Genomic DNA, 11,216 nt, shown 5'->3' with positions numbered 1-11,216 from the left:
CTTGCCCTTGGCGGCGCCCTCGCCCTGATGCACGTCGTCGATCTTGTGGCCGGACAGCTTCCCGTACGCCGGCAGGCTGAGCACGTCGAAGTAGACGTCGCCGTTACCGACGTAAGCGTGGCCCCGCTCGATCAGCCGCTCGATCAGCTCGACCATCTGGGTGATGTGCCCGGTTGCGCGCGGCTCGGCCGATGGCGGAAGGACCCCGAGCGCGTCATACGCGGCGGAGAAGGCGCGTTCATAGGTGGCGGCCCACTCCCACCAAGGCCTGCCGGCGTCGGCGGCCTTGTTGAGGATCTTGTCGTCGATGTCGGTGACGTTGCGGATGAACGCGACGTCGTAGCCCTTGGCCATCAGCCAGCGGCGAAGCACATCGAATGCGACCCCGCTGCGCACATGCCCGATGTGCGGTAGACCTTGAACGGTGGCGCCGCAGAGGTAGACCGAGGCGTGACCCGGCCGCACGGGAACGAAATCGCGCACAGCACCGGTCATGGTGTCGTGCAGTCGCAGATCGGTCACGCTCCGACCGTCCGAATCTTCGCCCCATTCACGAAGCGCCAGCTTACAGGCCTAATCGCGCTCGACCACCAACGCGGTCGCGATCGCCGCGAGACCCTCGCCGCGACCGGTCAGACCCAGCCCATCGGTGGTCGTCGCGCTGACCGACACGGGGGCGTCGAGCAAGTCGGTGAGGATTTTCTGGGCTTCCCCGCGGCGCGGGCCGACCTTGGGCCGGTTGCCGATCACCTGGACGGCGGCGTTGACCACCCGGAAGCCCTGCCCCGAAATGAGCCCGCGGACATGCCGGAGCATGTCCGCGCCGCTGGCGTCGCGCCACTCGTCGCGATCGGTTCCGAAGATCTCGCCGAGATCTCCGAGACCGGCCGCGGAGAGCAGCGCATCACACAGCGCGTGCGCCGCCACATCGCCGTCGGAGTGGCCAGCGCAGCCGTCCGCCCCGTCGAAGCACAGACACAGCAACCAGCAGGGCCGTCCCGCCTGGATGGGGTGTACGTCGGTGCCGAGCCCGACCCTTGGCAGGCTCGTCATCGGCTTCAGGAAGCGGCGGCCAGTGCCTCGTCGAGGATGGTCGCGGCCTTCTCGTCATCGGTGTTCTCGGCGAGAGCGAGCTCGCCCACCAGGATCTGCCGCGCCTTGGCCAGCATCCGCTTCTCACCCGCCGACAGGCCACGCTCCTGATCGCGTCGCCACAAGTCACGGACAACCTCGGCGACCTTGTTCACGTCACCCGAGGCCAGCTTCTCGAGATTGGCCTTGTACCGCCGCGACCAGTTGGTCGGTTCCTCGGTATGGGGGGCGCGGAGCACCTGGAAAACCTTGTCCAGGCCCTCCTGTCCGACGACGTCGCGCACCCCGACATACTCTGCGTTCTCGGCGGGCACTCGAACCGTGAGGTCACCCTGGGCGACCTTCAAGACGAGGTATTCCTTCTGCTCGCCTTTGATGGTCCGGGTTTCGATCGCCTCGATTAACGCAGCACCGTGGTGGGGATAAACAACGGTGTCTCCGACCTTGAAAATCATCAGTTTCGAGCCCCTTTCACACTCCAATGCTAGCACGGTGTCCAGACGGGGGTGGACCAACGGTGCAGGTCAGGGGCACCTCGGGTGAACACTGGGGGTTGACACGTCAGCGAATACGTGCATGTCTCGGGTGTCCGGGAGATGCCGACGGGGTAGCTGGCGCGGGCCGTTGATCAAGGGGTGGTGGCACTTCCGCGGTAGCTGCTGGCGCGTTCCTGGCGGCTCGCCGGACCTCAGCTACCGCCGCCAGCACGCACCTACTACTCTCCATAGTCGAATCCCGCGACCGATCGGATCGGTCGCCTCGACGGCCGAGCAGGAGGCAAGAGTGGACCGCTTCAAACTGGCCGCCTGCGGGCTGGCCGCCGCCTTTGTCGTCGGCGGGGCGCTCGTCGGCTGCGGTTCCGGACAGGTCTCGCAGATGGCCACACAGGAGCCGGCGGTCAACGGCACGAGCGCGAACGTCGGCGAGATCGCGTTGCGCAATGTGCACGTGCGGGCCGAGCAGGTGACCGACTTCGTCCGGCCGGGCAAAGACGTCGAGCTGATCTTCGTGGCGGCCAACAACTCGCCGGATCAGGCCGACAAGCTGGAGTCCATCACCTCCGACGTCGGTACCGTATCGCTGACCGGCGACACCACCGTGCCGGCGGGCGGCATGCTCACCGTCGGCGCCCCCGACGGGCAGATCACCCCGCTGGAGAGCGTCGAGGCCGCCGAGGCCGCCGAGGCGAAAGTGGCCCTGTCCAAGCCGATCACCAACGGCCTGACGTACGACTTCACGTTCAAGTTCGAGAAGGCCGGCGAGACCACCGTGCGGGTGCCGATCTCGGCAGGCGAGACGCCGCGGCGAGGCGGAGCCGTCGAAGCGGGCAGCCACAGCGGCGGCGGGCACTGAGCCCAAGTCGGCGACACGAGCGCTCGGCACTGAGTTTCTGTCGGCGCTGACGGCTACCGTCACAGCGTGGCCAAAGGTGGCGCCAAGGCGCGCTCGCAGTACCGATGCTCGGAGTGCCACCACATCACGCTCAAATGGGTCGGTCGTTGCCCGGAGTGCGGCACCTGGGGCACCGTCGACGAGGTAGCCGTCCTGGCCGCGGTGGCCGGCTCCGGCGCGCGACGCTCGGTCGCCCCGTCCTCCGCGGCCGTACCGATCAGCTCGATCGACCCGGGCCGCACCCGCCACTTCCACACCGGCGTCGCGGAACTGGACCGGGTGCTCGGCGGTGGACTGGTTCCCGGATCGGTCACGCTGCTCGCCGGCGACCCGGGCGTCGGCAAGTCGACGCTTCTGCTGGAGGTCGCGCACCGATGGGCCTCCGCCGGTAAACGCGCGCTGTACCTCTCGGGCGAGGAGTCCGCGGGGCAGATTCGGATGCGGGCGGAACGTACCCGCTGCACGCATGACGAGGTGTATCTCGCTGCGGAGTCGGACCTGGCCACCGCGCTCGGACACATCGACGCAGTGCAGCCCAGCCTGGTGGTGGTCGACTCCGTCCAGACCATGTCGACCACCGAGGCCGACGGCGTCACCGGCGGTGTCACGCAGGTGCGGGCGATCACCACCGCACTGACCATGGCCGCCAAGACATCCGGCGTCGCGATGATCCTCGTCGGACACGTCACCAAGGACGGCGCGATCGCAGGCCCGCGGTCGCTCGAGCATCTTGTCGACGTCGTGCTGCACTTCGAGGGTGACCGCGCGTCGTCGCTGCGAATGGTCCGCGGCATCAAAAACCGGTTCGGCGCGGCGGACGAGGTGGGCTGTTTCCTGTTGCACGACAACGGGATCGAGGGGGTCGCCGACCCGTCCGGCCTGTTCCGCGACCAGCGGCCCGAACCCGTTGCGGGGACGGCGATCACGGTCACCCTCGACGGCAAGCGTCCGTTGATCGGCGAGGTGCAGGCCCTCATCGGGGCGCCTGCGAACGGAAACGCACGCCGTGCCGTGAGCGGAATCGACTCGTCGCGCGCCGCGATGATCACCGCGGTGCTGGACAGGCACGCCGGCATGTCGGTCGGAGCGCACGACATCTACCTGTCGACGGTGGGCGGGATGCGGCTGACCGATCCGTCGGCGGATCTGGCGGTCGCGGTCGCCATCGCGTCGTCGAAGATGAACCTGCCGATGCCCGCCGCCGCGGTCGCCATCGGCGAAGTGGGCCTGGCAGGCGATCTGCGCCGCGTCACCGGGATGGACCGCCGGCTGGCCGAGGCGGCCCGGCTCGGCTTCACCTCGGCGGTGGTGCCGCCCGGCGTGAGGTCGGTGCCGGCCGGCCTGCGGGCGATCACGGCCCACGACATCGGCTCGGCATTGCGGGTTTTGCGCGACATCAGCAAAGATCAGCAAAGATAGAGCCAATGACGGCCGATCCTAGGGAGGGGCGATGGCCGTGAAGTCGGGTGGAAGATCGGGGCGCACCGTGGTGCCGCTCGCGCGGCCCACCATGCGCGAGACGATCGCCCGGCTGGCGCCGGGGACCGCGCTGCGTGACGGCCTGGAACGCATCCTGCGCGGCCGCACCGGTGCACTGATCGTCATCGGCTACGACGAGAGCGTCGAGGCCATCTGCGACGGCGGCTTCTCCCTCGACGTCCGTTATGCGCCGACGCGGTTGCGCGAGCTGTCGAAGATGGACGGCGCCGTCGTGCTCTCCAGCGACGGCGCCCACATCCTGCGGGCCAACGTCCAACTGGTGCCCGATCCGTCGATCCCGACCGAGGAGTCCGGAACCCGGCACCGCTCCGCCGAACGCGCGGCGATCCAGACCGGCTACCCGGTGATCTCGGTCAGCCACTCGATGAGCATCGTGACGGTGTACGTCGCAGGCGAGCGACATGTCATCCCCGATTCGGCGACGATCCTGTCGCGCGCGAACCAGACGATCGACACGCTCGAGCGCTACAAGACCCGCCTGGACGAGGTCAGCAGGCAGCTGTCGACGGCCGAGATCGAGGACTTCGTCACGCTGCGCGACGTCATGACCGTGGTGCAGCGGCTCGAGATGGTTCGCCGGATCAGCCTCGAAATCGATTCGTATGTGGTCGAACTCGGCACCGACGGCCGCCAGCTCAAGCTTCAGCTCGACGAGCTCGTCGGTGACAACGACACCGCTCGCGAGCTCATCGTGCGCGATTACCACGCGAACCCCGACCCGCCGTCGGCCGCACAAGTCAGCGCCACGCTCGATGAGCTCGACGGGCTCTCCGACAGCGAGCTACTGGACTTCACCACCCTGGCGCGCGTCTACGGCTACCCCTCGACGATCGAGGCGCAGGATTCGGCGATGAGCTCGCGGGGTTATCGGGCGATGGCCGGCATCCCGCGCCTGCAGTTCGCGCACGTCGACCTGCTGGTGCGTTCGTTCGGCTCGCTGCAGGGCCTGCTGGCGGCCAGCGCTGGCGACCTGCAGTCGGTCGAGGGCATCGGCTCGATGTGGGCGCGCCACATCCGGGAGGGTCTGTCCCAACTGGCCGAGTCGACGATCGCCGACCGGCTGGCGTAGGGTCGCGCCCAACCTCAGTTCGGTACGGGTCCCGGCGGCGGGGCCTGGCCACCGCCGTGGTCCGGCGACTGCGGCGCTGCGAGGATGAACGGCACCGTGGCCGACCTGAGATTGCCGAGCTGAACGACCAGGTTGTAGGTGCCCGGACCGATCGGCTGGCGCGGCAGCGGGCAGCCGGGCGCAGAACCCATGCCCGTCCAGGTGACCTCGGTGGTCACCTGCTCACCCGGCTGGAACGTCTTGACCAGCGTCTCGTTCGACGGCGCACAGTCGAGGTTCGACCACAGCCGGGCGTTGTCCAGCGAGTAGACGTAGGCCGCCAGCACCGCGGCGCCGACGTCGCGCTTGCAGCCGACGAGCCCGATGTTGGTCACGACCATCGTGAACTTCGGCTGCTCGCCGACGACGTACTGCGGTTGGTTCGTGATGCCCTTGACCGCCAGCGTCGAGTCGGGGCAGTCGTCGCCCTCGTTGAGGACCGGTGGCGGCGCGACGGCGGCCGTCGGCGTCGGTGTGGGAGCCGGTGCGTCCTGCGCCGGCGGCTGCACGGGCGTCTTCACCTCGGGGTTCTCTCCCGGCAACGGTGTCGGGGCGCCTGCCGCCGTCGGGGCGGGCGTCTCGGCGCCCTTCGTGTCGGTGCCCCCGGTGTTCTTCACGACCACGACCACGATGGCCGCGATCACGCCGATCACGAGGACCGCTATGCCCAACGCCAGTGCCCTGCGACGCCAGTAAATCTGCGTCGGTAGCGGGCCATGCGGTTCCAGATCCAGCACAACTTCACGGTAAGGCCAGGTCATGCCTTATCGGTCGAGGTCGCCCGGCGTGTCGCCCTCAGCCTTCGCCGATGTCGCCGAGATGGTCCCGCAAAACCACCTGACCGTCGGCGAGGTGATAGGTGACGCCGACGATCGCCAGGTCCCCGGACGCCACCCGTTCCGACACCGTTGTCGAACGGGCCAGGAGTTGAGCGCCGGTCTCGCTGACGTGGCGGGCCTCGAACTCATCGACCCGGGACAGGCCGTCCCGGCGGCCCAGAAGGATCGACGGCATCACGCGTTCGACGATGTCGCGCACGTAGCCGCCGGGCACCTGGCCCTCGTCGAGCGCGCTCAACGTCGCCTTGACCGCACCACAGCTGTCGTGGCCGAGCACCACGACCAGCGGCACGTCGAGCACCGCGACCGCGTATTCGATGGAACCCAGCACCGCCGAGTCGATCACATGTCCGGCGGTGCGGACCACGAACATGTCACCGAGACCCTGGTCGAAGATGATCTCGGCCGCCACGCGGCTGTCGCCGCAGCCGAACACCACCGCGGTCGGCTTCTGGGAGCCGGCCAGGCTGGCGCGGTGTTCGACGCCCTGGCTGGGATGCACGGGCTTACCGGCGACGAAGCGCTCGTTACCCTCTTTGAGTGCTTTCCACGCGGTCACTGGGCTGGTGTTCGGCATGACGGACATTGTGCCCCAGTTGGTTGATTGGTATGCGCGCGACCAGCGAGATCTTCCGTGGCGCCGGCCTGAGGTCACGCCGTGGCAGATATTGGTCAGCGAATTCATGCTGCAGCAGACGCCGGTTGCGCGGGTCGAGCCGGTCTGGCGGGCGTGGGTTCAGCGCTGGCCCACGCCGTCAGCGACCGCGGCGGCCAGCGCCGCAGACGTACTGCGGGCTTGGGGCAAGCTCGGCTATCCACGCCGTGCCAAGCGTTTACACGAGTGCGCGACGGTGATCGCCGAGCGCTACGACGACGTTGTCCCCTCCGACGTCGACACGCTATTGACCCTGCCGGGGGTCGGCGCGTACACCGCGCGAGCCATCGCCTGCTTCGCCTACCGCGATCGTGTTCCGGTGGTCGACACGAATGTCCGGCGGGTGGTCGCCCGCGTGGTGCACGGGAGGGCCGACGCCGCAGCCTCGTCGTCGCCGCGTGACCTCGCCGATGTCGAGGCCCTGCTTCCCGAAGGCGAGCTGGCGCCGACATTTTCGATCGCGCTCATGGAATTGGGTGCGACGGTGTGCACCGCGCGCTCCCCGCGCTGCGGGCTGTGCCCGCTGAGCACGTGCGCGTGGCGCTCGCGAGGATTTCCCGCGTCCGACTCACCGGCGCGGCGGGTCCAGCGTTATGCGGGCACCGACCGTCAGGTCCGCGGCCGGCTGCTGGACGTGCTGCGCGACAACGAATCCCCCGTCACCAGGGCGCAACTGGACGTCGCGTGGTTGACGGACACGGCACAACGGGACCGCGCGCTGGACTCGCTTCTTGTCGACGGACTCGTCGAGCAGACCGCCGACGGCCGGTTCGCGCTCGCCGGTGAGGGCGGGTGAGGACGGCGGGGTCAGGCCGATGCCATCTCGCCGGGCTCCGATTCCTCTGTGCTGCAGGAGAACCGGCGCCGGTAGTCCGAGGGCGTCACTCCGATGACCCTGCGGAAATGATGCCGTAGCAGCGTCGCGGTGCCGAAGCCGCTGCGCTCGGCGATCCGGTCGACGTCGAGGTCGGTCTCCTCCAGCAGCGTGCGGGCGTAGAGCACACGCTGATCGGTCACCCACTGCATGGGCGTGCGGCCGGTCTCTTCCACGAACCTGCGCGCGAAGGTGCGCGCCGACATGTGCGCGCGGGCGGCGAGCGTCGCCACGGTGTGCGGCTTGTCCAGGTTGGTGAGGATCCAATCGAGATGCGGCGCAAAGCGTTCCGAACATCGCGTCGGAATCGGCTGGTCGATGTACTGGCGTTGGCCACCGTCCCGTTGGGGTGGCACGACCATGCGTCGCGCGATCTTGTTGGTCACCTCGCTGCCGAGTTCGCGTCGCACCAGGTGCAGGCACGCGTCGATGCCCGCCGCGGTACCCGCGCTGGTGATCAGGTTTCCGTCGTCGACGAACAGCACGTTGCGGTCGACCTTGGCCGTCGGATACCTGCGAGCGAGATCGTCGGCGTGCATCCAGTGCGTCGTGCACGGTCTGCCGTCGAGGAGACCCGCGGCACCCGCGACGAACGCGCCCGAGCACACCGTGACGATGATCGACCCCGACTCGGCGGCGGCGCGCACCGCGGCCAGCGCCTCGGGCAGATACTCCGATCCGCCGATCGCCGGGATCGCGACCAGGTCCGCCCCGATGAGGTCGTCGAGGCCGTGGTCGGGCGTCAGGCTCGCGCCGACCGATGTCCGAAGCGGCTTACCCGGGACTGGACCGCAGACCTTGAAGTCGAAATTGGGTACGCCGTCGCCGGAGCGGTCGATGCCGAAGACCTCGCAGATCACGCCGAACTCGAAGATCGCCAGATCGTCCAGGACGAGCGTCGATACGCTCTTGAGAGACATGGCAGCATTTTATCTCACCGTGTCATTGCTGCCACTGTTGGCCGGATTTTGTCGCGCGAATGATTACTGCCATGACCACTGTACTGCTACTTCTGATCCTGGTATCTCCGCTGTTGGTGGCCTGCGCCCTGGCCTGGGCCGCACACCACCTCGGGGATTTTCGACTGCACCGTGACCAGTTCCGCACGGCCGCGCCGATGGCCGGCCGGGTGTTCGACAGCGATCGCGACATGTGGCGCATCGAGCACGACCTCGACGCGATACGCACCCGCTTCGAGCGGCAGCCCGCCTGGCCCTCCTCAGGTGCGGTCGGGGAGCGTCGTTAGGAAAGCCTCGACCGCCCCCCGATAGGCCTGCGGCGCGTCGTCGTGGATGAGATGGCCGGCGTCGGGCACCCGCAGATACGTGGTGTTCGGGCGGGCCTCGGCCATCCGGGCCATCTGTCCCGGCGGGGTGACCGAATTGCCCGCCTCGAGCAGGAGTGCGGGGACCCCGACGGCCTCCCACTCGCGCCAGTAGTCCCGGGTCCCCCATTCGGCGGCGATCTCGATCCAGACTTTCGGAAGCCCATGCAGTCGCCAGCCGCCTTCGGTGCGGTCGAACGCCTCGAGAAAGTACTGTCCCGCCACCGGGCCGAACTCGTCGTAAACGCGTTGGGCGGAATCGAATTCGACGGGAAGCGCATGAAGCCACGGTTCCCACGGCCCGGTGGTCCGGCCGCGGAAGTCCGGCGCCATGTCCTCGACCACCAACGCCTCCACGAGGTCTGGTCGCTTCGCTGCCAGGCACCACGAATGCAGTCCGCCCATCGAGTGTCCAATCATGACCGCGGGCTGGCCGAGCGTCGCCACCGCGCCGCCCAGGTCCTCGACGAACCGCTCGGTGCTGATCGGCGGGGCGTCGTCGGCGTCGCGGCCGCGGTGCCAAGGCGCGTCGTACGTGTACACCTCGCCATGCCGGGTCAGCCACGGCAGCTGGCGCGACCACGTGCTGCCCCGCCCCATCAGGCCGTGCACCAGGACGAGCGGCCTGCCCCGGCCGCCGCGGTGAATGAGTGGGGACCCACCGCCCCCTGCGGACTGCATCCCGACATCATCGTGCCTTCGGTGCGCCGTGGTGCGTTCGGTAGCCTGATGCGCATGCCCAGCCAGAATCCCGTGGTGAAGATCAACGCGATCGAGGTCCCGCCCGACGCCGGTCCTGAACTGGAGAAGCGGTTCGCACACCGGGCGCACGCCGTCGACAATCAGCCGGGCTTCCTCGGCTTCCAGCTGCTGCGGCCCATCAAGGGTGAGAACCGCTACTTCGTGGTGACGCAGTGGGAGTCCGAGGAGGCCTTCCAGGCCTGGGCGACCGGCCCGGCCATCGAAGCCCACAAAGGCCAGCAGGCCAACCCGGTGGCCACCGGTGCGTCGCTGCTCGAGTTCGAGGTAGTCCTCGACGTTGCGGGTGCCGACAAGTAGGGCCAGGCTGAACGCTCGCCGGGCGCTCGGGCTGACGGTCGTCGCGTCGCTGGTCGTCGGCCTCGCCGGTTGCTCCAAAATGGAGCCGCCGGCCGCCGACGCCGCTTACGGCACGTCCATCGAGATCAACACGCCCCAGGGCCTGCGGGCCAAACAGACGCTGGACATGCTCAATTCCGACTGGCCGATCGGTCCGGTCGGGGTCCGGACGATGGCCGTGCCCGAAAAGGTCGACGACATCACGGCGAAGCTCGACCGGATCTGGTGGGACCGCCCGTTCACTGTGACCGACGTGGAGATCCGCGCCGGACAGGCCGAGGTCGGGGTGCTGACGTCGTACGGCGTCGCGCAGGAGATCGATCTGCGCACCAACGATGCGGGCATGGTCGACCGGTTCGACGTGTCCCTGCGGCCGCCCGACATCGACGACTGGTCGGACGTCGACGCCGAACTGACGAAGTCCGGGGCACGCTACTCGTATCAGGTGTCGAAGGTGGACGAGTCGAAATGCGATGTGGTCGCCGGCACCAACACCGAGATGTCATTGCCGTTGGCGTCGATCTTCAAGCTCTACGTGCTGCTCGCCGTCGCGGAGGCGGTGAAGGCGGGCACGCTGAAGTGGACCGATCCGCTGACCATCACGAAGCGGGCCAAGGCCGTCGGGTCTGCAGGCCTCGAGGAACTACCTCCCGGGTCCCGAGTTTCGGTGAGAACCGCTGCGCAGCAGATGATCTCGGCCAGCGACAACATGGCAACGGATCTCCTCATCGAACGCGTGGGCACCGATGCGGTCGAGCGGGCACTGGTCTTGGCGGGCCACCATGACCCGGGCAGCATGACGCCGTTCCCGACCATGCACGAACTCTTCTCGGTCGGATGGGGACGACCTGATCTGCGCGAGCAGTGGCGGCTGGCGGTCGAGAAGGGTGGCCCGCAAGGCCGCGCACAGCTGCTCCGGCAGACGAATTCCCGCCCCTACGAACCGGATCCGCAACGGACCCACTCGCCGGCGTCGAACTACGGGGCCGAGTGGTACGGCAGCGCAAGCGACATCTGCCGCGTGCACATCGCGCTGCAGAAGGCCGCGGTGGGTGAAGCCGCGCCGGTCAAGGACATCCTCGCCGCGATCCCCGGCATCGACCTCGACCGGTCGAAGTGGGGTTACATCGGCGCCAAGGGCGGAAACCTGCCCGGCGACCTCACTTTCAGCTGGTACGCCGTCGACCACACGGGCCAGCCGTGGGTTATCAGTTTCCAGTTGAACTGGCCCCGGTACCGCAGCCCGACCGCCGCGGGATGGTTGTTGTCGATCGTGCGGCAGGCGTTCGACCTGGTGCCGATCCGCTAGTCACCGGTTGGCCCGCTCAGGCCCA

General features: G+C 68.4%; 14 protein-coding genes. 7 read left to right on the top strand and 7 right to left on the bottom strand.

Annotated features, from left to right (window positions below):
- From A5698_RS08105 to carD, 3 genes are all read right to left on the bottom strand, one after another.
- Window positions 1–522 (bottom strand): class I tRNA ligase family protein (locus A5698_RS08105; protein WP_156670653.1); only part of this gene is annotated, 522 nt, incomplete at its 3' end.
- Window positions 523–573: 51 nt separating this feature from the next.
- Window positions 574–1,053, bottom strand: a complete 480-nt coding sequence (ispF, locus tag A5698_RS08100) for a 2-C-methyl-D-erythritol 2,4-cyclodiphosphate synthase (RefSeq protein ID WP_068295373.1) — start codon at window positions 1,051–1,053, stop codon at window positions 574–576.
- A 5-nt stretch (window positions 1,054–1,058) separates the two neighbouring features.
- Complete coding sequence (carD, locus tag A5698_RS08095; RefSeq protein ID WP_003888533.1) at window positions 1,059–1,547, bottom strand: RNA polymerase-binding transcription factor CarD; 489 nt, start codon at window positions 1,545–1,547, stop codon at window positions 1,059–1,061.
- 328 nt (window positions 1,548–1,875) lie between these two features.
- Between carD and A5698_RS08090 the strand changes: the two genes are divergently transcribed.
- The 3 genes from A5698_RS08090 to disA all read left to right on the top strand — a co-directional run bounded on the left by A5698_RS08090 (window position 1,876) and on the right by disA (window position 5,053).
- On the top strand, window positions 1,876–2,445 hold the full coding sequence (locus A5698_RS08090; protein ID WP_067085144.1) for a copper chaperone PCu(A)C domain-containing protein: 570 nt from the start codon (window positions 1,876–1,878) through the stop codon (window positions 2,443–2,445).
- 66 nt (window positions 2,446–2,511) lie between these two features.
- Window positions 2,512–3,903: a DNA repair protein RadA gene (gene radA, locus A5698_RS08085; RefSeq protein WP_068295370.1), complete on the top strand. Its 1,392-nt coding sequence runs from the start codon at window positions 2,512–2,514 to the stop codon at window positions 3,901–3,903.
- A 31-nt stretch (window positions 3,904–3,934) separates the two neighbouring features.
- Window positions 3,935–5,053 (top strand): DNA integrity scanning diadenylate cyclase DisA, encoded by a 1,119-nt coding sequence (gene disA / locus A5698_RS08080; RefSeq protein ID WP_067085140.1) that lies wholly within the window; start codon window positions 3,935–3,937, stop codon window positions 5,051–5,053.
- A gap of 14 nt (window positions 5,054–5,067) precedes the next feature.
- Here the strand turns inward: disA and A5698_RS08075 are convergent, their stop codons facing one another.
- Window positions 5,068–5,829 carry a hypothetical protein gene (locus tag A5698_RS08075; protein ID WP_067085139.1) on the bottom strand — a complete coding sequence of 254 codons (762 nt, stop codon included), beginning with the start codon at window positions 5,827–5,829 and terminating at the stop codon, window positions 5,068–5,070.
- A gap of 58 nt (window positions 5,830–5,887) precedes the next feature.
- Window positions 5,888–6,508 (bottom strand): carbonic anhydrase, encoded by a 621-nt coding sequence (locus A5698_RS08070; RefSeq protein ID WP_067085137.1) that lies wholly within the window; start codon window positions 6,506–6,508, stop codon window positions 5,888–5,890.
- On the opposite strand from A5698_RS08070, the gene A5698_RS08065 reads away from it, so the two are divergent.
- A complete protein-coding gene (locus A5698_RS08065; protein ID WP_068295384.1) occupies window positions 6,507–7,382 on the top strand; it encodes an iron-sulfur binding domain-containing protein in 876 nt (291 codons plus the stop codon). The two genes, A5698_RS08070 and A5698_RS08065, sit on opposite strands and share 2 nt — an antisense overlap.
- Window positions 7,383–7,393: 11 nt before the next feature.
- On the opposite strand, the gene A5698_RS08060 is transcribed toward A5698_RS08065, so the two are convergent.
- Window positions 7,394–8,380 (bottom strand): GlxA family transcriptional regulator, encoded by a 987-nt coding sequence (locus A5698_RS08060; protein WP_068295367.1) that lies wholly within the window; start codon window positions 8,378–8,380, stop codon window positions 7,394–7,396.
- A gap of 71 nt (window positions 8,381–8,451) precedes the next feature.
- Here A5698_RS08060 and A5698_RS08055 point away from each other — a divergent pair, with 71 nt between their 5' ends.
- A complete protein-coding gene (locus A5698_RS08055; protein ID WP_068295364.1) occupies window positions 8,452–8,706 on the top strand; it encodes a hypothetical protein in 255 nt (84 codons plus the stop codon).
- Here the strand turns inward: A5698_RS08055 and A5698_RS08050 are convergent.
- A complete protein-coding gene (locus A5698_RS08050; protein ID WP_068295362.1) occupies window positions 8,680–9,465 on the bottom strand; it encodes an alpha/beta fold hydrolase in 786 nt (261 codons plus the stop codon). The genes A5698_RS08055 and A5698_RS08050 overlap by 27 nt on opposite strands.
- A gap of 54 nt (window positions 9,466–9,519) precedes the next feature.
- On the opposite strand from A5698_RS08050, the gene mhuD reads away from it, so the two are divergent.
- Together mhuD and A5698_RS08040 are read left to right on the top strand one after the other, a co-directional pair.
- A complete protein-coding gene (gene mhuD / locus A5698_RS08045; RefSeq protein ID WP_064348188.1) occupies window positions 9,520–9,843 on the top strand; it encodes a mycobilin-forming heme oxygenase MhuD in 324 nt (107 codons plus the stop codon).
- On the top strand, window positions 9,830–11,191 hold the full coding sequence (locus A5698_RS08040; protein ID WP_231967338.1) for a serine hydrolase: 1,362 nt from the start codon (window positions 9,830–9,832) through the stop codon (window positions 11,189–11,191). The genes mhuD and A5698_RS08040 overlap by 14 nt, the downstream gene beginning before the upstream one ends.
- Window positions 11,192–11,216: the final 25 nt, after the last annotated feature.

The sequence above is a fragment of the Mycobacterium sp. E136 genome (assembly GCF_001666865.1).
Lineage (GTDB): Bacteria > Actinomycetota > Actinomycetes > Mycobacteriales > Mycobacteriaceae > Mycobacterium.
This window is presented reverse-complemented; position numbering and strand designations above follow the sequence as displayed.